The organism is Nesterenkonia sp. DZ6 (assembly GCF_022565835.1).
Taxonomy (GTDB): Bacteria; Actinomycetota; Actinomycetes; order Actinomycetales; family Micrococcaceae; genus Nesterenkonia.
The window spans coordinates 730,044-754,466 of sequence record NZ_JAJOYW010000001.1 but is presented as its reverse complement, the minus strand read 5'-3'; the positions used below and the strand labels follow the sequence as shown (position 1 = coordinate 754,466).

General features: G+C 68.2%; 22 protein-coding genes. 19 read left to right on the top strand and 3 right to left on the bottom strand.

Annotated features, from left to right (window positions below; all coding sequences use genetic code 11):
- Positions 1-64: 64 nt before the first annotated feature.
- The 4 genes from ispG to LTH93_RS03380 all read left to right on the top strand — a co-directional run bounded on the left by ispG (position 65) and on the right by LTH93_RS03380 (position 4,767).
- Complete coding sequence (ispG, locus tag LTH93_RS03395) at positions 65-1,213, top strand: flavodoxin-dependent (E)-4-hydroxy-3-methylbut-2-enyl-diphosphate synthase (protein WP_255727281.1); 1,149 nt, start codon at positions 65-67, stop codon at positions 1,211-1,213.
- On the top strand, positions 1,188-2,081 hold the full coding sequence (locus LTH93_RS03390) for a GNAT family N-acetyltransferase (protein ID WP_241470087.1): 894 nt from the start codon (positions 1,188-1,190) through the stop codon (positions 2,079-2,081). The genes ispG and LTH93_RS03390 overlap by 26 nt, the downstream gene beginning before the upstream one ends.
- On the top strand, positions 2,082-3,158 hold the full coding sequence (locus LTH93_RS03385; RefSeq protein WP_241470086.1) for a hypothetical protein: 1,077 nt from the start codon (positions 2,082-2,084) through the stop codon (positions 3,156-3,158).
- A 205-nt stretch (positions 3,159-3,363) separates the two neighbouring features.
- Positions 3,364-4,767: an FAD-binding oxidoreductase gene (locus tag LTH93_RS03380; protein WP_241470085.1), complete on the top strand. Its 1,404-nt coding sequence runs from the start codon at positions 3,364-3,366 to the stop codon at positions 4,765-4,767.
- A gap of 61 nt (positions 4,768-4,828) precedes the next feature.
- Here LTH93_RS03380 and LTH93_RS03375 read toward each other — a convergent pair whose 3' ends face one another.
- Complete coding sequence (locus LTH93_RS03375; RefSeq protein ID WP_370642650.1) at positions 4,829-5,623, bottom strand: TSUP family transporter; 795 nt, start codon at positions 5,621-5,623, stop codon at positions 4,829-4,831.
- 29 nt (positions 5,624-5,652) lie between these two features.
- Entirely contained in the window at positions 5,653-7,458 is a 1,806-nt protein-coding gene (locus LTH93_RS03370; RefSeq protein ID WP_241464082.1) for a proline--tRNA ligase, read from the bottom strand.
- A gap of 254 nt (positions 7,459-7,712) precedes the next feature.
- Between LTH93_RS03370 and LTH93_RS03365 the strand changes: the two genes are divergently transcribed.
- Positions 7,713-10,157: a helix-turn-helix transcriptional regulator gene (locus LTH93_RS03365; RefSeq protein ID WP_241470084.1), complete on the top strand. Its 2,445-nt coding sequence runs from the start codon at positions 7,713-7,715 to the stop codon at positions 10,155-10,157.
- 10 nt (positions 10,158-10,167) lie between these two features.
- Here the strand turns inward: LTH93_RS03365 and LTH93_RS03360 are convergent, their stop codons facing one another.
- Positions 10,168-10,554, bottom strand: a complete 387-nt coding sequence (locus LTH93_RS03360; RefSeq protein ID WP_241470083.1) for an SHOCT domain-containing protein — start codon at positions 10,552-10,554, stop codon at positions 10,168-10,170.
- A 205-nt stretch (positions 10,555-10,759) separates the two neighbouring features.
- On the opposite strand from LTH93_RS03360, the gene LTH93_RS03355 reads away from it, so the two are divergent.
- From LTH93_RS03355 to LTH93_RS03290, 14 genes are all read left to right on the top strand, one after another.
- Positions 10,760-11,203 (top strand): DUF6325 family protein, encoded by a 444-nt coding sequence (locus tag LTH93_RS03355; RefSeq protein ID WP_241464086.1) that lies wholly within the window; start codon positions 10,760-10,762, stop codon positions 11,201-11,203.
- Positions 11,200-11,556: an SHOCT domain-containing protein gene (locus LTH93_RS03350; protein ID WP_241470082.1), complete on the top strand. Its 357-nt coding sequence runs from the start codon at positions 11,200-11,202 to the stop codon at positions 11,554-11,556. Before LTH93_RS03355 ends, LTH93_RS03350 begins: the two co-directional genes overlap by 4 nt.
- Before the next feature lie 164 nt (positions 11,557-11,720).
- Positions 11,721-12,266 (top strand): ribosome maturation factor RimP, encoded by a 546-nt coding sequence (gene rimP, locus LTH93_RS03345; RefSeq protein WP_241464090.1) that lies wholly within the window; start codon positions 11,721-11,723, stop codon positions 12,264-12,266.
- Between the two features lie 24 nt (positions 12,267-12,290).
- On the top strand, positions 12,291-13,268 hold the full coding sequence (gene nusA, locus LTH93_RS03340; protein WP_241464092.1) for a transcription termination factor NusA: 978 nt from the start codon (positions 12,291-12,293) through the stop codon (positions 13,266-13,268).
- A gap of 54 nt (positions 13,269-13,322) precedes the next feature.
- Positions 13,323-13,598 carry a YlxR family protein gene (locus tag LTH93_RS03335; RefSeq protein ID WP_241464093.1) on the top strand — a complete coding sequence of 92 codons (276 nt, stop codon included), beginning with the start codon at positions 13,323-13,325 and terminating at the stop codon, positions 13,596-13,598.
- A 223-nt stretch (positions 13,599-13,821) separates the two neighbouring features.
- On the top strand, positions 13,822-16,713 hold the full coding sequence (gene infB, locus LTH93_RS03330; protein ID WP_241470081.1) for a translation initiation factor IF-2: 2,892 nt from the start codon (positions 13,822-13,824) through the stop codon (positions 16,711-16,713).
- 147 nt (positions 16,714-16,860) lie between these two features.
- Positions 16,861-17,358: a 30S ribosome-binding factor RbfA gene (gene rbfA / locus LTH93_RS03325; protein ID WP_241470080.1), complete on the top strand. Its 498-nt coding sequence runs from the start codon at positions 16,861-16,863 to the stop codon at positions 17,356-17,358.
- Between the two features lie 27 nt (positions 17,359-17,385).
- Entirely contained in the window at positions 17,386-18,477 is a 1,092-nt protein-coding gene (truB, locus tag LTH93_RS03320) for a tRNA pseudouridine(55) synthase TruB (protein ID WP_241470079.1), read from the top strand.
- 5 nt (positions 18,478-18,482) lie between these two features.
- Positions 18,483-18,839, top strand: coding sequence for a hypothetical protein (locus LTH93_RS03315; RefSeq protein ID WP_342357715.1), 357 nt, complete (start codon positions 18,483-18,485; stop codon positions 18,837-18,839).
- Positions 18,821-19,288 (top strand): hypothetical protein, encoded by a 468-nt coding sequence (locus LTH93_RS03310; RefSeq protein WP_370642648.1) that lies wholly within the window; start codon positions 18,821-18,823, stop codon positions 19,286-19,288. The genes LTH93_RS03315 and LTH93_RS03310 overlap by 19 nt, the downstream gene beginning before the upstream one ends.
- The gene (locus LTH93_RS03305; RefSeq protein WP_370642647.1) at positions 19,288-20,319 is read left to right on the top strand and encodes a bifunctional riboflavin kinase/FAD synthetase; all 1,032 of its coding nucleotides are present in this window, start codon (positions 19,288-19,290) and stop codon (positions 20,317-20,319) included. The genes LTH93_RS03310 and LTH93_RS03305 overlap by 1 nt, the downstream gene beginning before the upstream one ends.
- 14 nt (positions 20,320-20,333) lie before the next feature.
- Complete coding sequence (locus LTH93_RS03300; RefSeq protein ID WP_241470077.1) at positions 20,334-21,233, top strand: class I SAM-dependent methyltransferase; 900 nt, start codon at positions 20,334-20,336, stop codon at positions 21,231-21,233.
- 115 nt (positions 21,234-21,348) lie between these two features.
- Positions 21,349-21,618 (top strand): 30S ribosomal protein S15, encoded by a 270-nt coding sequence (rpsO, locus tag LTH93_RS03295; protein WP_036473966.1) that lies wholly within the window; start codon positions 21,349-21,351, stop codon positions 21,616-21,618.
- Positions 21,619-21,899: 281 nt separating this feature from the next.
- Complete coding sequence (locus LTH93_RS03290) at positions 21,900-24,137, top strand: polyribonucleotide nucleotidyltransferase (protein ID WP_241470076.1); 2,238 nt, start codon at positions 21,900-21,902, stop codon at positions 24,135-24,137.
- Positions 24,138-24,423: the final 286 nt, after the last annotated feature.

Below are 24,423 nucleotides of genomic sequence, written 5' to 3'. Positions count from 1 at the left end.
ACGTCTGACCGACGTCAACACTCAAGATCCATCAGGAGAGTCTGTGCCCGCGATCAATCTCGGAATGCCCTCCGCGCCGCCGCCAGTGCTGGCGCCGCGCCGGAAGACGCGCAACTTCCAGGTCGGGTCAGTAGGTGTGGGCAGTGATCACCGCGTCTCGGTGCAGTCGATGACGACCACCAAGACCCATGACATCAACGGCACTCTGCAGCAGATCGCCGAGCTCACCGCCTCTGGCTGCGACATCGTCCGGGTGGCATGCCCCACGGACAAGGACGCCGAGGCGCTGAAGATCATTGCGATGAAGTCGCAGATCCCGGTGATCGCCGACATCCACTTCCAGCCCAAGTACGTGTTCGCCGCCATCGAGGCCGGCTGCGGGGCCGTGCGCGTGAACCCCGGCAACATCCGACAGTTCGATGACAAGGTCGGCGAGATCGCCAGGGCCGCCAGCGACGCCGGCGTCTCCATCCGCATCGGCGTCAATGCCGGGTCCCTGGACAAGCGGGTCATGGACAAGTACGGCAAGGCCACGCCCGAGGCGCTGGTCGAATCCGCCGTCTGGGAGGCCTCGCTGTTCGAGGAGCACGGCTTCCACGACTTCAAGATCTCGGTCAAGCACAACGACCCGGTGATCATGGTCCAGGCCTACCAGATGCTCGCCGAGCGCGGGGATTGGCCCCTCCACCTGGGCGTCACCGAGGCCGGACCGGCCTTCCAGGGCACCATCAAGTCCTCCGTGGCCTTCGGCGCGCTGCTCTCCCAGGGCATCGGCGACACCATCCGCGTCTCGCTCTCCGCCCCGCCGGCCGAAGAGGTCAAGGTGGGCAACCAGCTGCTGGAATCGCTGAACCTGCGCCCGCGCAAGCTCGAGATCGTCTCCTGCCCCTCCTGCGGACGCGCCCAGGTCGACGTCTACACCCTGGCCGATGACGTCACCGCCGGCCTTGAGGGCATGACCGTGCCGCTGCGCGTGGCCGTCATGGGCTGCGTGGTCAACGGACCAGGCGAGGCCCGCGACGCGGACCTCGGCGTGGCCTCGGGCAACGGCAAGGGACAGATCTTCGTCAAGGGCGAAGTCATCAAGACCGTGCCCGAGGACCAGATCGTGGAGACCCTGATCGAAGAAGCCAACCGGCTGGCCGAGGAGATGGAACGCGAATCCGATGGAGATGCTCAGGCAGCGAGTGCCCCTGTGGTCTCCGTCAGCTGACGCCGCAGCCGCACGCGTGCACCGCGCCACCCGCGGAGAGGTCCGTGTGCTCGGACACGGGGACACCCCTGCGCTCGAGCAGCTGCTCGCCACCGATCCGGTGGCCAATGTCTCGGTCACCGCGACCGTGCGTGCCCGCCGCTCTGCCGCGCCCGGCAAGGGCCGCAACGGCGCCGTGGTGCTCGGCATCGACGGCGAGAACGGGCTGCTCGCCGCCTGCTGGACGGGCAGCAACATCATCCCCGTGGCGGCAACCGCCGCCCAGGGAGAACTCCTAGGGGTGGCCGTCGGTGCGATGCGCCGACGAGTGGCCTCGATCTACGGGGGCGCCGATGCTGCCCTGCACCTCTTCGAGGCCACCGGTTGGACCGGCGCACGCGACGTCCGGCCGGACCAGCCGCTGATGTCGATCACCGAGGTGTCTGAAGTGGAGCCGCTCGCGGGGGCACGGCTGTCCCAGTCGGGGGACTTCCCCCGGGTGGAGACGGCCAGTGCGGCGATGTTCACCGAAGAGCTGGGATTCTCCCCCTACGCCCAGGGCGCGAGCCAGTACCGGGAGCGCGTGCGCGGACTCATCAACGCCGGACACTCGATCATCGCGGTGGATCCCGAGACCTCCGAGATCGTGTTCAAGGCCGAGTTCGGCGCGGTCAGCCCCGAGGTGGTCCAGGTGCAGGGCGTCTGGGTGCGGCCCAGCCACCGCGGACGTGGCCTGGCCGGGCCGGGGATGGCCGCCGTGGTCGAGCACGGACTCAAGCTGGCGCCCACCGTGAGCCTGTATGTGAACAGCTACAACACTGCGGCGATTCGCGCCTACGAGCGTGTTGGATTCACCCAGGTGGGGACGTTCGCGACCATACTGTTCTAGATGACTTTCTTCCCCTCCACTCGCGCCGCGCAGCGCCGCCGCCGCCCCACCGTCGGCGCAGCGCTCGGGCTCCTCGGTGTGCTCCTGCTCACCGGCTGTGAGAGCTCCCCCGCGGAGCAGGCCGGGACGCCGGCGGCCGAGCCGGACACCAGCACCGGGGGAGTCCAGCAGCAGGTCCCTGAACCCTCCGGCAACCAGCTCTCCCACGAGGAGATGCGTGAGCAGCTGGAGTCCCGCTACCCGGATGCCGCGCTGAGCGACACCTCGGAGTACTGGGCGGGACTGCGCGACATCGAGACCGAGCTGCAGCGGCTGGTGGTCGACCCGCCCGAGTGCAAGCAGTTCGTGGTGCGTTCGGCGGTGCCGGTTCCTGCCGGCGCGCTGGTGGCCTACGCGGACGAGACGACCGAGTCTGCTGAGGACCGGAGCGATGAGCAGCCCGAGGAGCCCGAAGATGCCCAGGGCGACCCCGAAGCCGGTACGTTCGGTGACCGGGCGCGCTTCCAGCTCGCCAGCACCGAGGACGACGAGTCCGGAGATGACTCTGCAGATGAATCCGAGTCAGGAGAAGATGCCGACCCTGAGGGCGACGGCGCATCCGGTGATCCAGGGAACGGAGACTCCGACGACTCCGGTGACTCAGAGAACGGCGGCTCCGAGGACGAGGAAGAGCCCGAGCCCGAGCCCGTCACCGTGGACCTGCCCGGAGCGCGCCAGGCCGTGATCTATACCTTCCGCGATTGGCGCGCCGCGGATGCATACCTCGCCGCGGAAGAGGACGGACTGGACTCCTGCGACTCCTACACGGCCAGCCGCGGCGGAGAGGACTCCGCAGAGACCTCCACCTCGGTGGACACCGTCGACGTCTCCTCCACCGCCGACGCCGCACTGGGCACCACCCGGCGGATCAGCGCTGAGGGCGAGACCGAGCACAATGCCGCCATCACCCTGCGCGGCGGCTCGCACATCGTCACGGTGGCGGTCCCGCTGGAAGACGCGCTCTCCGAGGAGGAGGCCGAGGTCGCCGTCGAAGAGCTCCAGGCCGAAGCCGCCGACCTCCTCGAGAGCCTCGACTGACCTCCTGCTCGAAACAGGAATCGGTCAGCCGCAGGCGGTCGATGAAAGCCCCCGTCACAGGCGATTCAGCTCAGCGTTCATGCACCGTTGACAGCGCTGCGCGGGCCTGCTCAGAATTAAGTCATTCCCCACCACGCCGCATTGAAGCGCTCCGGCGATCGGGCGCCCGGCGTCAAGAGACAACCTCCACATGGAGGGCGCAGACATGGACACAGATCGAGACCTCGACCAGTCCTTGCAGGAACTCAGATCCTCGTTGTCGGGTGTGGTGATCGAACCGGACCATCCGCTCTACGAAGACGCGCGCCGGGTATGGAACGGCATGGTGGACGTTCATCCCCGCGCCGTGGTCCGAGCCGGCAGCATCGCCGATGTCGAGCCCGTGCTCGACCTCGCACAACGCACTGGAACGCCGCTCGCGGTCCGCGGCGGAGGACATAATGTGGCCGGGCACGGCACCGTCGAGGCAGGGCTGGTCCTGGACCTCAGCCTGCTGCGCGGCGTCGACGTGAATGCTGAGACTCAGATCGTGACGGTCGAGCCCGGCGCGACCCTCGCCGATGTGGACGCGGCCACGGTCCCGCACGGCCTCGCGGTCCCGCTCGGGGTGATCAGCGCCACCGGGGTCGCTGGACTGACCCTGGGCGGCGGGGTCGGCTGGCTGACCCGGGCCTGCGGCCTGACGCTGGACAACCTGATCTCCGCGGAGGTGATCACCAGCAACCTGGAGCACGTGCATGCAGATGCGCAGAACAGCCCAGACCTGTTCTGGGCGCTCCGCGGAGGGGGCGGGAACTTCGGACTGGTGACCTCCTTCGTCTACCGGGCACAGCGACTGCCGGAACAGGTCCTGGGTGGAAACCTGGTCTACGGCCGGCCCCACTGGCGGCAGGCGCTGCAGGCGTTCGCCCGGTGGACCGAGGACCTGCCCGACGAGATGACCAGCATCCTCTCGATCATTCGGCTGCCCTCGGAGTACGGGGTCGGCGAGGAGCCGGTGCTGGTCATCGGGGTCGCCTGGGTCGGAGCAGACCTGGATGAGGGTTCGCGACTGGTGGACCGGCTGCGCGAGCATGCCCCGCCCGACGCCGAGGAGATCGAGCCGGTCCAATGGCTTGCATGGCAGTCCGCAATGGACGGGCTCTTCCCCAAGGGCGCGCGCGGCTATTGGAAGAACGCCTCCTTCTCGCGTCTCGATGACGAGGTCATCGACGCGCTGCTGGAGATCGCCGGGGAGCTCACCTGGATCGGTACGGGCTTCGACATCCATCATATGGACGGCGCCTTCGGCCGGGTGGCCGAGAATGCCACCGCTTTTCCCAACCGCTCGGCCCGCTATTGGCTCAACATCTACGGATTCTGGCAGGACCCGTCCGAGGACTCTCGCCTGACGGCGTTTGCTCGGCGGGCGCACGCCGCCGTAGAACCCCACGCCGACGACGGCCAGTATGTGAACTTCCTCGGCGCCGAGCATGAGACCGATCCGACGGGGGCCGTTCAGGAGGTCTACGGCGGGCACAAGACCCGACGGCTGATCGAGATCAAGACTCGCTACGATCCGACCAACCTGTTCCGGCTGAACCACAACATCAGGCCGGCGTCGGTCTAGCCGACGTCGATCGAGACGGTGCGGACCTGGCCGCCGCCGACGGAGGCCGCGCCGTCGAGGATCAGCCGAAGAGGTCCATGGCCACGTCGTAGCCCAGCTTGATCACCAGCGCGAAGACCACCACCAGGAACACCGCCCGGATGAACTTGGATCCCTTGGCGATCGCCATCCGCGCGCCGAGGTAGCCCCCGGCCATGTTCGCGGCACCCAGCACCAGCCCGAGACCGATGAACACGTGTCCGGCGGGGAAGAAATACAGCAGCGCGCCGAGGTTCGTGGCCACGTTGACCACCTTCGCCTGCGCCGAGGAGTTCAGGAAGTTGTAGCCCAGCACGGTGACCAGGGCGATGACCAGGAAGGTGCCGGTGCCTGGGCCGAGCACACCGTCGTAGAAGCCGACGATCAGCCCGATCGTCACCGCGCGCGCCAGGTGGCCCATCCCCGCGTGCCGCAGCTTCTCCAGCTGCCCGACGTGGGGTTTCACTGCGGTGAACACGCCCACGCCGATCAGCGCGAGCAGGATCAGCGGCAGGATGATCCGCTCCGGGAGCGAGGCGGCGACCGCCGCGCCGCCGTAGCTGGCCAGCAGCGCCGCCGCGGCCATCGGCAGCGCCGTGGTCATCGAGGGCCTGACCCGTCGCGCGTAGGTGATCGCCGACGTCGTCGTCCCGAAGATCGACCCGAGCTTGTTGGTGGCCAGCGCCTGGACCGGGGTGATCCCCGGGACCATCAGCAGCGCCGGCAGCTGCAGCAGCCCGCCCCCGCCGACGACGGCGTCCACCCACCCGGCCGCGAAGCCGGCCATGACCAGCAGCAGCAGGGTCACCCAGGTGATCTCGAGGCCGCCACCGATCACGAGATCAGTGGCGGCCTCGAGGGTCTCGGTCAGCGCAGACCCTTGACGTGTTCGAGCACCGCCGCCGCGGCTTCGGCCACCGGGACCTCGTGGGATTCACCGGAGCGGCGGTCCTTGAGCTCGATGGTGCCGTTCTTCAGGCCGCGGCCCACGGTGACCAGCATCGGGACCCCGAGCAGCTCGGCGTCGCCGAACTTCACGCCGGGGGAGACCTTGGGCCGATCATCGTAGATCGCGGTCAGGCCGGCGGCTTCGAGCTCGCTGATCAGCGCCTCGGCGGCCGCGTAGACCTCCTCGCCCTTGCCGGTGGCGACCAGATGCACATCGGCCGGAGCGATCGCGGCGGGCCAGATCAGGCCCTTGTCGTCGTGGGTGGCCTCGGCGATGGCGGCCAGCGCGCGGGTCACGCCGAAGCCGTAGGAGCCCATGGTCACGGTGGCGAGCTTTCCGTTGACGTCGAGGACCTGCAGGCCGAGCGCCTCGGCGTAGCGGGTGCCGAGGTGGAAGATGTGGCCCATCTCGATGCCGCGGCGGGTGCGCAGCGGACCGGAGCCGTCCGGGGCCGGGTCACCGGATTCCACGACCACAGACTCGATGATGCCGTCCCAGCCGAAGTCGCGCCCGGCGACCAGGCCGAACACGTGCTGGTCAGATGCGTTGGCACCGGTGATCCAGCTGGTGCCCGACACCACGCGGGGATCCACCAGGTAGCTGATGCCGGTGCTGGACTCCTCGCCCAGGACCGGGGCGTCCAGGGAGAGTCCGGGGCCGATGTAGCCGCGGACGAGTCCGGGGTGCTTCTTCAGGTCCGCCTCGTTCGCGGCCTCCAATGCGACCTCGCCGCCGACGCCGAGGAGGCCGCCGATGGTGGCTTCGGCGCGCTTGAGGTCCACCTCGCGGCTGCCCGGCACGCCGAGCACCACGATCCGGCGGGTGCCGTCAGGCAGCACGGCCGCGACGACGACGTTCTTCAGCGTGTCCGCCGCAGTCCATTCGCGGTCGGCCCGGGGCTGGTGGGTGTTCGCGGCGTCGACCAGGGTGGCGATGGTGTCGGTGCCGGGGGTGTGGTGGACCTGGGCCTCCGGCAGTCCGGAGAAGTCCAGCGGCTCGGGAGCCGGAGTGGTCACCGCCTCGACGTTGGCGCGGAAGCCGCCCTCGGACTCCACGAAGGTGTCTTCGCCGACGTCACAGGGGAAGAGGAACTCCTCGGACGCCGAGCCGCCCATCGCGCCGGACTGTGCGTTGACCGGGACCACGGGCAGGCCGAGCCGGTCGAAGATCCGCAGGTAGGCCTCGCGGTGGGCCGCATAGGCCGCGCTCTGGTCCGCTTCGGTCAGCGCGAAGGAATAGGAGTCCTTCATGATGAACTCGCGGCCGCGGAGCAGGCCTGCCCGGGGGCGGGCTTCATCGCGGTACTTCGTCTGGATCTGATAGATCGAGAGCGGCAGGTCCTTATAGGAGCTGTAGAGGTCCTTCACCAGCAGGGTGAAGACCTCCTCGTGGGTGGGTGCCAGCAGGTAGTCCGCGTCCTTGCGGTCCTTGAGCCGGAAGATCCCGTCGCCGTAGTCGTCCCAGCGGCCGGTCGCCTCATAGGGCTCCTTGGGCAGCAGTGCCGGGAAGTGCACCTCCTGGGCGCCGATCCGGTTCATCTCCTCACGGACGATCGCCTCGATCTTCCGCAGCACGGTCAGCCCCAGCGGCAGCCAGCTGTAGACGCCCGGGGCGGCGCGGCGGATGTAGCCGGCGCGGACCAGCAGCTGGTGGCTGGCGACCTCGGCGTCGGCCGGGTTGTCGCGCAGCGTGCGGAGGAACAGGTGAGACAGGCGGAGCGGCACAGGTGAACTCGTTTCCGGTGAGGGATCTTCTACCGGCCCAAGTCTAAGGGGCGCTCGCAGATGAGCTCCCACGCGTCGTCGACCAGCCCTCCCGCGCCGTCGCGCAGCGTGGATATACTCCCAGCGTGGCCGCCTCGAGGCCAGCGCATCCGACAGTGCCATGGGCCCGTTATCGCATTCCGGCGAGTCGGCCGGACCTGTTGCCGCGTCCCCGCGCGACCGCGGCCATCGAGCGCGCGGTCACAGGACACCGGATGACCGTCATCAGCGCCCCCAGCGGTCACGGCAAGACTCGGGCCGCCGCCGAATGGGCGAGGCATCAGCCGCGTCCGGTCGCCTGGCTCTGCCTGGGTCCGGCCGACGATGAACCGGCGGCGCTCACGTCGGGTGTCATCACTGCCCTGCGCGGACTGCTCCACGCCGACGACGATCTGCGCGAGGCGCTGGGTGAGCTGGATCCGGGCTCCGACGCGAACACGCTCTACGACCAGGTCTGCCGGACCTTCGAGCGGCCTGCGTCTGTCTCCGTGCTGGTGATCGACGACGCCCAGCGAGCCGCAGGTCAGTTGAGGGCCGGCTTGCTGGGCATGCTCGTCGACGACGCCCCCGAACACCTGCGGCTGGTGTTCCTGGGAACCACCCCGATCGAGGCCTGGCTGGCGAAACAGATCCTGGAGGACTCCGCCGCCCATCTCTCCGCAGCGGATCTGGCCTTCGACCGGTCAGAGACCGAGGGCCTGCTGAAGCGATTCGGAAACAGCCTGGACTCGCGCGAGGTGCTCGAGAGCACGCAGGGATGGCCTATCGCCGTGCAGACGGCCGCGCTGGCCAGCCAACGGCCTCCCGGAGCGGGAGACAGCCTCGAGGACCTGTTGAGGAGCTATGTGCAGACCCAGATCCTTGACGGGCTGGGTGAATCGCTGGCGGTGTTCATCCTCACCACGACTGCCTGCACGGAGCTGACGGCCGAGCTCGCCACCGCACTGTCCGGTCGAGACGACGCTGCCGCGGTGCTGGATGAGCTGGTCGACCGCGGCATCTTCCTGAGTCGGCATTGCGAATCGGGCGAGACCCCGACCTACCGGTGGCATCCGATCTTCGCGCGGCAGTGCACCCAGATCCTGCGCCGTCAGGACCCGACGGCGCTGAACCTGCTCCACCTCAGGGCAGGCGAGCATCTGTCGTCCACCAACCCCCTGAGAGCACTGCGCCACTTCCAGGCGGCTCAGGATCATGATCGTGCCCATCAGGTGCTGGTCGCGAACTGGCTGGAGCTGATCATCGGGGACCACGCCCGACAGGTCGCCACCTTCTGCGCGGGCCTTCCGCAGCGCTTATCCGGCGCGGCCACGACACAGCTCATCCTCGCCTGCGCCGAAGATGTCCTGGGCGAGCATCAGGTGTCACGCACCCGATTCAGCAAGGTGTTGGACTCGCTGCCCGATGACACCACGGACGAGGGTGTGGAGTCCGCGCTCCGGGTCGCGCGACTGTTTCTCACCGACGACCCCAGAGCGGCGCTGACGGCGGCGCGGGACGTCCATGCGCGGCTCTCTGTCTCGGGGGAGTTCGAGGGACGGGAGCGGGTCGGGGTGCTGTTCCTGCTGGCCTGGACCGAGCTGCGGCTCCGCCTGCACCCTGAGTCTGCCCCCGAGATCATGTCTGCCGCCGCCCGCGAGTGGGGAGCGATGGGGGAGGCCCAGCTTGAGCGGAGCGCACTGGGCAGTCTCGCCATGGTCGATCTGTGGGATGGCAGGAACGCCCGCGCCCGTCGCATCCTGAGCGAGGTCGATGCTCCGCTTCAGGCATCGACCTCGATATCGACACACTACGAGGGCAGTGCGCTCGGCACCGCGATGGGACTGCTGGCGTACTGGTCTGCAGACTTCGAGAGCGCCACCGAATGGTTCGGTCGCGTCATCGAGGCGGGGGACGCCCCTGTTCCTCTCGGCGGCGCGGTGCGGACGTTCCTGGCCTTCAGCGCTGCGGGTGCCCGGGATCCGGCCCTGTGTCGAAGGGCTGCCCTCGAGCTGGAGGCTGTGTCACGGGAGGAGGCCCAGGGGGTGCAGTGGCCGATCTTCCGGGATGCGGCGCAGGCCGTGCTGGAGGAGGTCGCGGGGCACCGGCCGAGGGCCCTGGCGCTGGTGGAGCGACACCCTGATGCGGCAGACCTTCCGATGATCGGGGTCGTGCTGGCCGGCATTCTGCGGCGAGCCGGGGATCCCGCTCGCGCATTCCGCCTGCTGTCCCGGCATCGAGCATTCCTGGGAATCTCCTACGTGGCGATCTCCGCACGAATCTCAGCTGCCCTGGTCCACCGGATGCGCGGGGAACCGGACGTCGCCCACGAATACTGTGAGTACGCCCTGGACATCGCGGAGCGCGAAGACATCCGCCAGCCCTTCTGCGACGGTGACCTGAATCTTCGCCTGCTGCTCACGGACCATCTGACCCGACGCACATCCCATGAGGCCTTCATCGCCAGCGCCCTGACGGCTGAACAGAGCCGCCGCGGGGTCCTCGCGGCCCTCTCCGGCCGGGAGGTCGAGGTGTACCGCCTGCTCCAGACCTCCAAGACGATCCAGGAGATCGCGGACGCGCTGATGGTCTCGGTGAACACGGTCAAGACCCACCAGCGAGCGATCCACCGGAAGCTGGGGGTCCGGACCCGCCGCGAGGCTCAGCAGCTCGCGCCCTGAACCTGGAGCCTCAGGCGAGGGCCCTGGCCTTGAGCGACCTGAACTCCTCCTCGGTGATGGTGCCCGAATCGCGCATCAGGGCCGCCTTCTCGATCTCGACGCTGGGACTGGTCACGCCCACCTCCCGCAGCCGCGCGAGCATCGCCTCATGGCTTCTCTGATCAGCTGCGGCGCCGCGCTCAGCCATCCCGCCGCCACGAGCGATGAGATAGATCAATGCGGTGAGGAAGGGCAGGAACACCAAGAAGAACACCCAGACCGCTTTGGAGAACCCGCCGAGCTTCCTGTCCCGAAATATGTCTCCGATGATGCTGAACATGACCATCAGATAGGCCACAAACACGAAGGCCCATACGAACCACCAGATGATGGACCAGAACGATTCCCAGAATTCCATGACATTGCCCTTCTGTGCACGCTGCCGCCGTCGAGGAGTTGACACCTTGAGCGTCACACAGACCCCGCGGCGGGTGGACTGAAAATCACCCGTTCCGGGTGAGCAGAACGCCGCCGCGCGGTCGGCTCTGCGAGCATCGGACCAGACACCCCCTGTGCTGCAGGGCTCTGCCGGATCGCGGAGATCACCGGAGAGGGAAAAGACCATGCCTGACTTTCGATACGGCCCCGTGGAGATCTATCTGCTCGCCTTCGAGGGACAAGAGCCGGCCCCCGGTGCCCTGACCGCTCTGGCAGATGTGCTCTCCACCGGCGCGGTGAGACTCCTTGACCTGGTCGCGGTGAGCAAGGACGAGGCCGGACGAGCGGCCATGCTCGACCTGGCGGGACGCGACCGGCTGGGACTGAGCGTGGGGCCGGACCCGGTGACCGAGGGGCTGATCGGCGAGGAGGACCTCATCGAGCTCGCCGCGCCGCTGGCCTGCGGGTCTTCGGCGGTGGTGCTGGCCCTGGAGCTCAGGTTCGAGCTGATGCTCGCAGACCGGCTGGCCCAGGGGGAGGCGGAGGTCCTGCGCACCACGCGAGTACCGGCCCCGGTCGTCAACGCACTCATCGACCTGTATGACCCCGTGGAGGGAGGACCGCCGTGACGATCGAACGTGTCGGACGCCCGGGGCTGATCGGACTGGCTGCCCGAACGTCTGTGCTGCTCGGCGCCACCCAGGCCTTGACCGGGGAGGGGGACGTCTATCAGCAGCGTCGGGCACAGGACCGCGACGACCAGGAGCACTACGCCGCCGCCCATCAGCAGGCGCGCATCGAGGCAGCCGCGCTGGCGGCGATCGCCCATGCCGCTCCTCCGGCCCCGCTCGCACCTGTGCCGCTGGCAGTTCCCAGCGGCACGAGCTTCATGGATGACCTGCAGCGGCTGGCCGAGCTGAGACGATCGGGTCTGCTCAGCGAGGAGGAGTTCGCGGCCGCGAAGGGCAAGCTCCTCCGCTGAGCCGCCGCTGCGCCGCCGCCGAGCGATCACCCCCGACGTTCCCGGAGACTCGGTCCGCCAGCGGGCCGGGGCTGAGCAGGGCGCACCCACAGGGCCCGGTAGGAGGTGCGGCGAGTCTCAGGCACAATAGAGACGCACCGCAGACCACCACCGATAGGACCGTCATGGCCACCGCCCCCCGCCCCACCGGTGAGCAGCGCTTCCAGGATGCCCGCGCCGCGAAGATCGCCGAGCTGATCACGCCTGCGATCACCGCGCAGGGGCTGTACCTCGAGGAGATCGAGCTCGCCGCAAACGGGCCCACCACCACGCTGAAGGTCTCGGTGGATCTGCTCACCGGCACCGACCAGGTGGATCTGGACACCATCGCCGAACTGTCCCAGGCCATCTCCGCCCGCTTCGACGAGGACGACGTCCTGCCCGAACTCGACAGCTATGACCTCGAGGTCTCCACCCCCGGCGCGACCCGCCCGCTGACCACACCGCGGCACTTCGAGCGCAACCTGGGCCGGATGCTGGAGATCACCCAGGCCGGGCACAGCCCGATCCTGGCCCGGCTGCAGGCGGTCAGCGACGGCTCCATCACCGTGGTCGAGCAGAAGCCGACCCCCAAGAAGGGGATGCCGGTGAAGTACGGAGATCCCGCGGAGATCAGTCTCGCGGCGATCACCCACGCACGAGTGCAGGTAGAGTTTTCCCACACGCAGTAGATACTGGCTTAACCGGAGGCACAAGTGGATATCGATATGAGCGCACTGCGCATGCTTGTCAAAGAGCGAGAGATCCCGCTGCAGCGGCTGATCCCCGCCATCGAACAGGCGCTGGTGCTGGCTTACCACAAATCGCCCGGAGCGCTGCAGCACGCCCGGGCTGAGATCGATCAGTCCACTGGCCACGTCACGGTGTGGGCCAAGGAGCAGGACGAGAACGGCACCTTCATCGGGGAGTTCGACGACACCCCCCGGGACTTCGGACGGGTCGCCGCCTCCACCGCCCGCCAGGTCATCATGCAGCGGATCCGCGACGCCGAGGACGATCAGGTCCTGGGCCAGTTCAAGGGCCGCGAGGGCGAGCTGATCTCCGGCACCATCCAGCAGGGCCGCAACCCCAACATGGTCCAGGTGGACCTGGGCAGCGTCGAGGCGCTGCTGCCCCCGCAGGAGCATGTCCCCGGCGAGGAATACGTCCACGGTCATCGGATCCGCGCCTTCGTCGTCGACGTCCACCGCGGCATGCGCGGACCCTCCATCACGCTCTCGCGCTCACACCCGGGCCTGGTGAAGAAGCTCTTCGAGCATGAGGTCCCCGAGATCGCCGACGGCTCCGTGGAGATCACGGCCATCGCGCGTGAGGCCGGGCACCGCACCAAGATCGCGGTGCGCGCCCACCAGTCGGGGATCAACGCCAAGGGTGCCTGCATCGGCTCCATGGGCTCCCGCGTCCGGGCGGTCATGAACGAGCTCAACGACGAGAAGATCGACATCATCGATCACTCCGACGACGCCGCCGAGTTCATCGCCCACGCACTCTCACCCTCGAAGGTGAAATCGGTCACCATCCTGGACGAGGCCACCCGCAGCGCCCGCGTGGTCGTCCCGGACTATCAGCTCTCCCTGGCCATCGGCAAGGAGGGTCAGAACGCCCGCCTCGCCGCGAAGCTCACCGGGTGGCGGATCGACATCGTCTCCGACGCCACGCTCGCCGCACCCTGACCGGCCGCCCACTCCCACGTTTCTGCTCGACGCCGCCGGAAGGGGTAGACTGTCATGGTTCCAGTGCGTACCTGTATCGGCTGTCGCCGTGAGGTCGCTCAGGACAAGGCAATAAGGCTCGCACTCAGCGCAGCCCAGAACGCCGATCCTGCACCGCCGCTGGTGGTGTGGGACACCGATCGGGCCCTGCCCGGACGAGGCGCCTGGCTGCACCCGCAGCGTGAGTGCTTCGAGACCGCCGTCAAGCGCAAGGCCTTCAACCGGGCCTTCCGCCGGACCGTGGACCCGAGGACGCTCGACCTGCACGACATTATTGGCACCAACGGTTGACGCCGCCTGGGGCTGCAGCAATGCAGCGGACAGTCGGAAGAGACCAGAAAGCGGGTTCAGAGAGATGGATCCCCGATGAAGACCGACGCATGAGTTCGCAGCGATGACCCATCACAGCAACTCCGTCACGGTTTCAGAACAGTTCAAACGGCCTTCGCCGATGAACCGCTGACATCAGCCCCGCTGGTGCCAGCGGGGAAGCGTGGGCCAGACAAGGAGAAATGTGGCCAAGGCCCGCGTACACGAGCTCGCCAAAGAGCTCGGCATCACCTCGAAAGAAGCCCTCGCAAAACTGCAGGGCATGGGCGAATTTGTGAAGTCGCCCTCCTCCACCGTGGAGCCCCCGGTGGCGAAGAAGCTGCGTCAGGCATTCCCTGACGCCAAGCCCGCCGCCGACGCCCCCGCGTCCAACGGCGCTGCCCGCCCAGGTCCGAAGAAGTCCGACGGTGCCTCCGCGCCCGCCGCTGACAGCTCAGGCCCGGCACAGCCCGCCGCATCAGGATCCTCCGCGCCACGGCCCGGCGGTTTCAAGCCCGGCCCCCGGCCCGGCCCGAAGCCTGCTGCAGCGCCCGAACCCGAAGCCCCCGCAGCTGCTGCCCCCAAGGCGTCGGCCCCGAAGGCCGAGACCCCGGCTCCTGAGGCCGAAGCTCCCCAGGCTGAAGCCCCCAAGGCTGCCGAGAAGCCCGCTGCGAGCACGGAGGCTCCGGCTGAGAAGCCCGCCTCCAAGCCCGCCGCATCAGGCGCCAAGCCCGGCGGTCCCCGCCCGGGCAACAACCCCTACGCGCCGAGCCAGGGCATGGGCGCCGAGCGCCAGGCCCCGCGTCCCGGTGGAACCGGCGGCCCCCGCCCCGGTCCCAAACCGGCTGGACCCCGTCCGGGCAACAACCCGTTCGCACCCCAGCAGGGCATGCGCAATGAGCGCAGCGGTGGACCCCGTCCCCGCGGCGGTCAGGGTGCACCAGCCGGCGCTCCGCGTCCGGGTGCACCTCGCCCGGCCGGCGCCTCACGTCCCGGCGCACCGGCAGCGGGCGGCGCAGCCCGCCCCGCAGCCGCACCACGTCCGGGCGGTCCCAAGCCGTCGATGATGCCCAGCCAGACCCCGGCTCCTGCCGGTGGTCGTCCCGGCGCCCCCGCCGGTGGCCCGCCACGCGGCGGTCGCGGCGGCGGTCCTCGCCGTGGCGGCGCAGCAGGTGCCTTCGGTCGCGGCGGCTCCAAGGCCAAGGCTCGCAAGTCGAAGCGCGCAAAGCGCCAGGAGATGGAGCAGCGTCAGTCCCGCGAGATCGGCGGCGTGCGCGTTCCCAAGGGAGACGGCACCACCGTCGTGCGGCTGCGCCGCGGCTCCTCGCTGGGCGATTTCGCCGAGAAGATCAATGCCGAGCCGGCAGCCATGGTCACCGTGCTGATGAAGCTCGGTGAGATGGCCACAGCCAACCAGTCCCTCGACGAAGAGACCTTCCACCTGCTGGGCGATGAGCTGGGCTATCCGGTCCAGATCGTCTCCCCGGAGGACGAGGACCGCGAGCTGCTGAACACCTTCGACATCAACATCGAAGATGAGCTGGCAGCCGAGGGCTCCGACGAGCTCTCCGCCCGTGCCGCCGTCGTGACCGTCATGGGTCACGTCGACCACGGCAAGACCCGACTCCTGGACTCCATCCGCAGCGCGAAGGTGACCGAAGGCGAAGCCGGCGGCATCACCCAGCACATCGGTGCCTACCAGGTCCACGTCGAGCACGAGGGCGTCGAGCGCGGCCTGACCTTCATCGATACTCCCGGTCACGAGGCGTTCACCGCCATGCGTGCTCGTGGTGCGAAGGTCACCGACATCGCGGTGCTGGTCGTGGCCGCCGATGACGGCGTCATGCCCCAGACCATCGAAGCGCTGAACCACGCGAAGGCCGCCAACGTGCCGGTCGTCGTCGCGGTCAACAAGATGGACAAGGAAGGCGCCTCCCCGGACAAGGTCCGTGGTCAGCTGGCCGAATACGGTCTGGTGCCCGAGGAGTACGGCGGCGACACCATGTTCGTCAACGTCTCCGCGCTGAAGCACCTGCACATCGACGAGCTCCTCGAGGCCGTGCTGCTCACCGCAGACGCAGCCCTGGAGCTCACCGCGAACCCGAACAAGGCAGCTCGCGGCGTGGCCATCGAAGCGAACCTGGACAAGGGTCGCGGCGCCGTGGCCACTGTGCTGGTCCAGTCGGGCACGCTGCGGGTGGGCGACAACATGGTCGCCGGCACGGCTCACGGCCGCGTCCGCGCCATGTTCGATGAGCACGGCGAGACCGTCAAGGAGGCCCTGCCCTCCCGTCCGGTGCAGGTGCTGGGTCTGTCTTCGGTGCCTCGCGCCGGTGACACCTTCCTGTCCACCTCCGATGACCGCACTGCTCGGCAGATCGCTGAGAAGCGTGAAGCCGTGGAGCGCAACGCTCAGCTGGCCAAGCGCCGCAAGCGCATCAGCCTGGAAGACTTCGACCAGGCTGTGGCCGACGGCAAGATCGACACGCTCAACCTCATCCTCAAGGGCGACGTCTCCGGTGCCGTGGAGGCCCTGGAAGATGCGCTGCTCAAGATCGATGTGGGTGCCGATGTGCAGCTGCGCGTCATCCACCGCGGCGTCGGTGCGATCACGCAGAACGACGTGAACCTGGCCACTGTGGACAACGCAGTGATCATCGGCTTCAACGTCCGACCTGCGGAGCGCGTCAACGACCTGGCCGAGCGTGAAGGCGTGGACATGCGCTTCTACTCGGTCATCTACGCCGCGATCGATGACATCGAGGCAGCCCTGAAGGGCATGCTGAAGCCAGAGTACGAAGAGGCTTCACTGGGCAGCGCGGAGGTCCGCGAGGTCTTCCGCTCCTCGAAGTTCGGCAGCATCGCCGGTTCGATCGTCCGCTCCGGCCTCATCCGCCGCAATGCCAAGGCGCGCCTGGTGCGCGATGGCAACGTGGTGGCAGACAACCTCACCATCGAGTCGCTCAAGCGCTTCAAGGACGACGCCACCGAGGTCCGCGACGGCTTCGAGTGCGGCATCGGCCTCGGATCGTTCAACGACATCCGCGAAGGTGACAGCATCGAGACCTGGGAGATGCGCGAAATTCCGCGCTCCTGACCAGGCCCGCCGGTTTCACCGGTGACAGCTCCGGGGACCCTGCCACAGGCGGGGTCCCCGGACCTGTCCGCAGACCATACCCACCTGGCCCCGCATCAAGCGCGGATCCAGGCCAGGGACACACAAGTCTTCTGAAAGGAGCGCATCATGGCAGATCCAGCACGCGCCGCCCGATTGGCGCAGCGCATCAAGGTGATCGTGGCCGAGGCGCTGCGCCGCCGGGTCAAGGATGAGCGCGCAGAACTGATCACCGTCACCGACGCCCGGGTGACCAATGATCTCCAGCACTCCACGGTGTACTACACCGTCATGGCCCCGGACGAGGAGTCCCGGGCAGGGGCCGAGGCCGTCCTGGCCGCGAACCAGGGCACCCTGCGCTACGAGCTCGGTCGGCAGCTGAACATCCGGCTGACCCCGACTCTGGAGTTCGTCGCCGACGAGATCCCGGAGACGGCCGCGCACATGGAGGACCTCCTGCGCAAGGCCCGCGAACAGGACGAGCAGGTCGCCGCCCTGCGCAAGGACGCCCAGCCCGCCTCGGAGGAGAAGCCCTACCGCTGGCAGGTCGAGGAGGAGCCGGTCGCATCGCAGGACGACGCCGCATCCGACGACGACGCCGGCCGCTCCAGCTCCGCGGATCGCTGAGCGCACGGAAGCTGAGGCTGGATACGCATGGGGAAGAAGCAGAAGCCTGAAGAGCTGGAGGTCGGCTCCGGACTTGTCCTGGTGGACAAGCCGGCCGGCCTGACCAGCCATGACGTGGTCGGACGGATCCGCAAGCTCGCCGGGACCCGCAAGGTGGGCCATGCCGGCACTCTGGATCCGATGGCCACAGGCGTCCTGGTGGTCGGGATCAACCGCGCCACCAGGCTGCTGACCCATATCGTCGGAGTGGACAAGACCTACACCGCCACCGTGCGGCTGGGTCAGTCCACCTCCACCGACGACGCCGAGGGCGAGGTCCTGCAGACCCGGTTCGCCAATGCGGTGACCCCGGAGGCCATCGCGGCCGAGATCGCGAAGCTCACCGGCGCGATCCAACAGGTCCCCGCCACGGTCTCCGCGATCAAGGTGGACGGCCAGCGCGCCCACGCCCGGGCCCGCGCCGGCGAAGAGGTCGCGCTGAAGTCCCGCGACGTCACGGTCCATGACTTCGAGGTCTTCGAGATCCGCCGGATCGACGGCGGCAAGCTCGTCGACGTCGACATCGAGGTCCGGGTCTCCTCCGGCACCTACGTGCGCGCCCTGGCCCGGGATCTGGGCGAGGCGCTCGAGGTCGGCGGTCACCTCACCGCGCTGCGCCGCACCGCGGTGGGCTCCTACAGCATCGACCAGACCCTGACCCTGGACCAGCTGGGCGAGGACTTCGGCTACATCGGCCTCGCCGAAGCCGCCGAGCACCTCTTCCCGGCGCGTCAGCTCACCGCCGAGGAGACCGAGAACCTCGGCTACGGCCGGCGGATCACCGCCTCGGGCACCGGCGAGGACCCGCAGCTCACGGCGGCCTTCGACCCCGACGGGGAGCTGGTCGCGCTGCTCATCGATGTGCCCGCCAAGAAGGGCGCCTCGGCCTCACCGGACGCCGCCCATGCCGCGGACTCCGACTCCATCGACTACCAGGCCAAGCCCGAGCTGGTCTTCGCGATCAGCACCGGACCCGGCTCGGCCGATTCAGCATCGGCGGATTCAGGGTCGCAGACTGCCGGAACCGGGGCTCGGCCCGCCGGAACCGGAGTCACACAGCCGCCCGGAGCCTCCGAATGACGGTGATGTTCCTCATAGGCGCCATCGTCTGTGGGCTCTCCGTGCTGGTCTGCTGGGTGATGACCGCGGCCCGCGATCACCCCGCGGACTCCTCGATCATCTCGCTGGCCGCGATCGAGCTCTACCTCATCGCCTACGGCATCTACGCCGGGATCCGGCAGATCGCCGGGGCTCCGGTGGCCGGCGAGGCGTGGGAGTTCTGGGGCTATATCCTGACTGCACTTCTGCTTCCGGTCGGAGTGTTCATCTGGGCCATGATCGACAAGACCCGCTGGTCCAACCTGGTGATGAGCTTCGTCGGACTTGTCGTGTTCGTGATGGTCTACCGCTTGGAGGAGATCTGGTGGGGAAGCGCGCTATGACCCGGCCGTCGCCGGACGTGCCGGCCAACGCCTCGCCCACTCCGCGCAACCGCGGAGTCGGCATGCTGATCATCACCGCCTACGGCATCTTTGCCGTCTCCTCCTTCGCCCGAGCGCTGTATCAGATCCTCACCGACTTCGACGCCTCCCCGGTGTCCTACTCGCTCAGCGCCTTCGCCGCCGCCGTCTACATCGTCGCCACCCTTGCCCTGGCTCGGATCGGCCCCCGCGCCTGGCTGGTGGCTCTGATCGCGGTGCTGGTGGAGCTGACCGGGGTGCTCGGCGTCGGCTTGTGGACCTACCTGGATCCGGAGCTCTTCAACGAGGCCACCGTGTGGTCCCACTTCGGTGCCGGCTACGGGTTCGTGCCGCTGCTGCTGCCGTTCATCGGCCTGTTCTGGCTGCTGCGGCACCGGCCGGGCACCGAGGCCGCGCGGGACACCCAGTGATGAGCGATAGGCTGATCGGCGTGCAGTTCTGGAATGGTCTTGAAGAAGTCCCCCGCGGGCTCGGACCCACCGCCGTGACCATCGGCAACTTCGACGGCGTCCACCTGGGTCACCAGGAGGTCCTGACCCGTCTGGTCGCCGCCGCCCACGGGCCGGCCGATGGTGCCGCAGTGGACGCTTCTCCGCGCGCCCAGGCCGTGGCGATCACCTTCGATCCGCACCCGCTGCAGGTCCACCGCCCCGAAGAGTCCCCGGAGATGCTCACCGGCACCGCGGAGAAGGTCCAGCGCCTGGCCGAGACCGGCATCGACGCGCTGCTGGTGCTGCACTACAACCTCGACCTCGCCGGGCTCACCCCCGAGGAGTTCGTCAAGACCTATTTCGTGGACACGCTGAACGCCTCCGTGGTCGTCATCGGCCACGACGTGCGCTTCGGCCGCGGGAACTCCGGGAACTTCGAGACCATGGTCGAGCTGGGCCGACGCTACGGCTTCAGCGTGCTCGGCGTGGATGATTTCGCGCTGATCGGGCATTCGGTGGCCGAGACCGAGCGGCGCTGCTCCTCGACCTGGGTGCGTGAGGCCCTGGAGGCCGGCGACGTCGCCGCGGCGGCCGAGGTGCTCGGACGCCCGCACGCGGTGCTCGGCGAGGTGGTCCACGGGGCCGCCCGCGGACGCGACCTGGGCTTCCCGACCGCGAACCTGGGCCGCGACTCCGAGGGCATGATCCCCGCCGACGGCGTCTACGCCGGCTGGCTGGTCGACGCCGCCGGCGCCCGCTGGCCCGCGGCGATCTCGGTGGGCTCGAATCCGACCTTCCACGGGGTCGAGCGGGTGGTGGAATCCCACGTGATCGACCGGCCCACCGAGGCGGTGGAGGACTTCGACCTCTACGGCCAGCACGTGCGGGTGGAGTTCGTCGAGCACCTGCGCGGCATGGTCGCCTATGAAGGCGTGGAGAAGCTGGTCGAGCAGATGTACCAGGACGTGGATCAGACCCGCCAGGTCCTCGCCCGCCTCTCCGTCGAGTAGACCGGATTCGGCACGTGCCCTCCCGTCCCAAGCCACGGCCCGCCCAGCAGGCGCTGATCTCCGACCCAGAACGACGACGTCGCCTGGGCGCCTCCTTCGCCGATGACACCTCGCTCGAGGAGGCCCGGCGCTACGACGCGGTCCGTCCCCGCTACCCCGACGAGATGGTGGACCAGCTGCTGCGCGCGGCTGGATCCTGCGCTTCCGTCGGGCCGCCGGTGGTCGCAGACCTCGGCGCCGGCACCGGGATCCTGACCCGGGCGTTGCTGGCCCGAGGTGCCAGCGTCCACGCGGTCGAGCCCTCTGCGGCCATGACCGAGGTCATGTGCGCCCGCAGCGTCGAGCAGAATCCGGAGCAGAATCCGGAGCAGAGTCCCGGACAGACCCGCCCGCCGCACCGCCTCAAGGTGCACCGCACCACGGCGGAGGCGACAGGGCTGGAGCAGGAGAGCTGCGACGTCGTCGTCGCGGCCCAGGCCTGGCACTGGTTCGATGACGCCCTGGTGCAGGACGAGGTGCGCCGGATCCTGCGGCCGCAGGGAGTGCTGGGGGTGGTCGCGAACTATCTGGACACCTCGGTGCCCTGGGTGCACCGGCTGACCCGGATCATGCGCGCCGGAGATGTCTACCGGCCGGGCTGGACCCCGCCGGTGGACCCGGCACGCTTCACCGCCTGGGACACCACGCAGACCCGGTGGGAGCGGAAGATCACACCTGAACAGATCCGGGAGCTCTCCACCACGCTGAGCTCCTGGCTCTCCGCCGAAGAGCCCGCCCGAGCCCGCCGCCGGGCCAACCTGGACTGGTACCTCGACGAGCACCTGGAGCTCACCCCGGGGGAGCCGGTCGCGCTGCCGTACCTGACCGTGCTGCACACCAGCGTTTCCCGTGTGCCAGGCGCTCCTGTATCGTAGAAAGGTCGCTTCGGCGACGTCGTCATGCTGCAGTCCGCGGTGGCTGACACTGGTCCCTGGCCCTCACCGGCAAAGCCCGGTCCTGTTCGCGGTACAACAATGAAGGAGCTCTTCCATGGCTTTAGATCCCGTTGTCAAACAGGAGATCATCAAGGAGTACGCAACTTCCGAGGGTGACACTGGTTCACCCGAGGTTCAGGTTGCGGTTCTGACGCGTCGGATCTCCGACCTCACCGAGCACCTGAAGGTGCACAAGCATGATCACCACACCCGTCGCGGTCTGATGATCCTGGTGGGTCGCCGTCGTCGTCTGCTGAAGTACCTTGCTGCTACGGACATCGAGCGCTACCGTTCGCTGATCAAGCGTCTCGGTATCCGCCGATGAGCTTCAGCGTCAAACGCTGATCACCAAGCAACGAAACAGGCGGCTCCTGAAACGGTCTTCATGACCGTAGGAGCCGCCTGCTTTGTATGCGAGGATAGTGGGTGGCGCACCCGCCAGTGAGAGGGATCGAACTCATATGTTCCGGTCCTCGGTAGTAGCCTCCGGGAGGCACGACACGTGCCAGGCCCGTGGGCTTCGATCGATGACCGACCGTATGTACGCAGATCCTTTCCTCTCACTGGCTCGCCAGCAATGCACGCTACTGAGAGGAGACACCTGTAATGCAGGGTCCCGAGATTCACTACACCGAAGCCGTGATCGACAACGGATCATTCGGTACACGCACGATTTCCTTCGAGACCGGCCGCCTCGCCAAGCAGGCCGCCGGTTCCGTCCTGGTCACCATGGACGAGGACACCACGCTGCTCTCGGCCACCACGGTGGGCAAGTCACCCCGCGAGGGCTTCGACTTCTTCCCGCTGACGGTCGACGTCGAAGAGCGCATGTACGCCGCAGGTCGCATCCCCGGCAGCTTCTTCCGCCGCGAGGGTCGCCCCTCCGTCGACGCGATCCTGGCCTGCCGCCTGATCGACCGCCCGCTGCGCCCCGCCTTCAAGAAGGGCATCCGCAACGAGGTCCAGGTCGTCGAGACCATCCTCTCGATCAACCCGGATGACCTCTACGACGTGGTCGCCATCAACGCCGCCTCGATGTCCACCCAGCTCTCCGGTCTGCCGTTCTCCGGCCCGATCGGTGCAGTGCGCGTGGCCCTCGTGGACACCGGCTCAGGCGCCCAGTGGGTCGCCTTCCCGAAGCACTCCCAGCTCAAGGACGCCGTGTTCAACATGGTCGTCGCCGGTCGAGTCGTCAACGACGACATCGCCGTGCTGATGGTCGAGGCCGAAGCCACCGATGACTCCTGGAAGCTCATCAAGGAGCAGGGCCGCACCGCGCCCACCGAGGACATCGTGTCCGAGGGCCTCGAGGCTGCAAAGCCGTTCATCAAGGTCCTCTGCGACGCACAGGCAGACCTGGCAGCTCGCGCCGCCAAGCCCGCCATCGACATCCCGACCTTCGTGGACTACGAGTCCGACGTGCTGGCCGCGGTGGAGTCCTCCGCTTCGGAGCGTCTGAGCGCGGTCTACCAGATCGCTGACAAGCAGGAGCGCGACGCTGCCGACTCCGAGCTGAAGGCCGAGGTCCGCGAGGACCTCGCCGGCGAGGGCAAGGAGTTCGAGGGTCGCGGCGGCGAAGTCGCCAAGGCATTCGGCGCGGTGACCAAGCAGGTCATCCGCCAGCGGATCCTGCGCGACCAGGTCCGCATCGACGGACGCGGCCTGACGGACATCCGCCAGCTCACCGCCGAGGTCGAGGTCCTTCCCCGCGTGCACGGCTCGGCCATCTTCGAGCGCGGCGAGACCCAGATCATGGGTGTCACCACGCTGAACATGCTCAAGCTCGAGCAGAACATCGACTCGCTGTCGCCGGTGAAGACCAAGCGCTACATGCACAACTACAACTTCCCGCCGTATTCGGTCGGTGAGACCGGCCGCGTGGGTTCACCCAAGCGCCGCGAGATCGGACATGGTGCTCTTGCTGAGCGCGCCATCACCCCGGTGCTGCCGTCCCGCGAGGAGTTCCCCTACGCGATCCGCCAGGTCTCTGAGGCCCTGGGCTCCAACGGCTCCACCTCGATGGGTTCGGTCTGCGCCTCGACGCTGTCCATGCTCAACGCCGGTGTGCCGCTGAAGGCTCCGGTCGCAGGCATCGCCATGGGCCTGGTCTCCGACCAGGTCGACGGTGAGACCCGCTACGCCGCCCTGACCGACATCCTCGGCGCCGAAGATGCTTTCGGCGACATGGACTTCAAGGTCGCCGGCACCTCCGAGTTCGTCACAGCCATCCAGCTGGACACCAAGCTCGACGGCATCCCCGCTTCGGTGCTCTCCGCAGCGCTGAAGCAGGCCCGCGAAGCTCGCCTGCACATCCTGAGCGTCATGGCCGCCGCCATCGACACCCCGGATGAGATGTCCGAGTTCGCACCGCGCATCATCTCGGTGATGGTCCCCGTGGACAAGATCGGTGAGGTCATCGGCCCGAAGGGCAAGATGATCAACCAGATCCAGGAGGACACCGGCACCGACATCTCGATCGAGGATGACGGCACCGTGCTGATCGGCGCGACCAACGGCGAAGCTGCTGAGGCAGCCCGCGCCGCGGTCAACGCGATCGCCAACCCGCAGGTCCCCGAGATCGGCGAGCGGTACCTGGGCACCGTGGTCAAGCTGACCACGTTCGGCGCGTTCATCTCGCTGACCCCGGGCAAGGATGGCCTGCTGCACATCTCCGAGCTGCGCAAGCTCAACGAGGGCAAGCGCGTGGATGACGTCGAAGACGTCGTCAACGTCGGCCAGCGCATCCAGGTCGAGATCTCCAAGGTCGATGACCGCGGAAAGCTCAGCCTGGCACCCGTCGTCGAAGGTGACGGCTCCTCGGAGTCGGACAACGACGACGCGTGATCAGCTTCTGCGTCAACGGCTCCAGCTGAGAAGCTGAGCCACTGAGACGGCCGGTGAGGCTCCCCTGACGGGGACCTCACCGGCCGTCTTCGTGTCACGGGGGTCCCAGGACCAGTGCCCTCTCCAGCTGCTCTGTCGCGCATCGAGTGGGCGATTTGAGGGATCTCTGGGCCCCGAAAGGGCCGAAAAAGCGCCCAAATCGCCCAGTAGATGAAGGCTGTCGGGGTTCCAGCCTGCCCGGACGCAGCTGTATCCCACCCAGTGAGGCGGCGGGGGTTCAGCGGCT

Excerpts from the sequence above, each read along its gene's own strand:
- ispG (WP_255727281.1), top strand. The coding sequence starts at position 65 with ATGCCCTCCGCGCCGCCGCCAGTGCTGGCGCCGCGCCGGAAGACGCGC.
- LTH93_RS03385 (WP_241470086.1), top strand. The coding sequence starts at position 2,082 with ATGACTTTCTTCCCCTCCACTCGCGCCGCGCAGCGCCGCCGCCGCCCC.
- LTH93_RS03380 (WP_241470085.1), top strand. The coding sequence starts at position 3,364 with ATGGACACAGATCGAGACCTCGACCAGTCCTTGCAGGAACTCAGATCC.
- LTH93_RS03365 (WP_241470084.1), top strand. The coding sequence starts at position 7,713 with ATGACCGTCATCAGCGCCCCCAGCGGTCACGGCAAGACTCGGGCCGCC.
- LTH93_RS03360 (WP_241470083.1), bottom strand. The coding sequence starts at position 10,554 with ATGGAATTCTGGGAATCGTTCTGGTCCATCATCTGGTGGTTCGTATGG.
- LTH93_RS03355 (WP_241464086.1), top strand. The coding sequence starts at position 10,760 with ATGCCTGACTTTCGATACGGCCCCGTGGAGATCTATCTGCTCGCCTTC.
- rimP (WP_241464090.1), top strand. The coding sequence starts at position 11,721 with ATGGCCACCGCCCCCCGCCCCACCGGTGAGCAGCGCTTCCAGGATGCC.
- LTH93_RS03335 (WP_241464093.1), top strand. The coding sequence starts at position 13,323 with ATGGTTCCAGTGCGTACCTGTATCGGCTGTCGCCGTGAGGTCGCTCAG.
- rbfA (WP_241470080.1), top strand. The coding sequence starts at position 16,861 with ATGGCAGATCCAGCACGCGCCGCCCGATTGGCGCAGCGCATCAAGGTG.
- truB (WP_241470079.1), top strand. The coding sequence starts at position 17,386 with ATGGGGAAGAAGCAGAAGCCTGAAGAGCTGGAGGTCGGCTCCGGACTT.
- LTH93_RS03315 (WP_342357715.1), top strand. The coding sequence starts at position 18,483 with ATGTTCCTCATAGGCGCCATCGTCTGTGGGCTCTCCGTGCTGGTCTGC.
- LTH93_RS03305 (WP_370642647.1), top strand. The coding sequence starts at position 19,288 with ATGAGCGATAGGCTGATCGGCGTGCAGTTCTGGAATGGTCTTGAAGAA.
- rpsO (WP_036473966.1), top strand. The coding sequence starts at position 21,349 with ATGGCTTTAGATCCCGTTGTCAAACAGGAGATCATCAAGGAGTACGCA.
- LTH93_RS03290 (WP_241470076.1), top strand. The coding sequence starts at position 21,900 with ATGCAGGGTCCCGAGATTCACTACACCGAAGCCGTGATCGACAACGGA.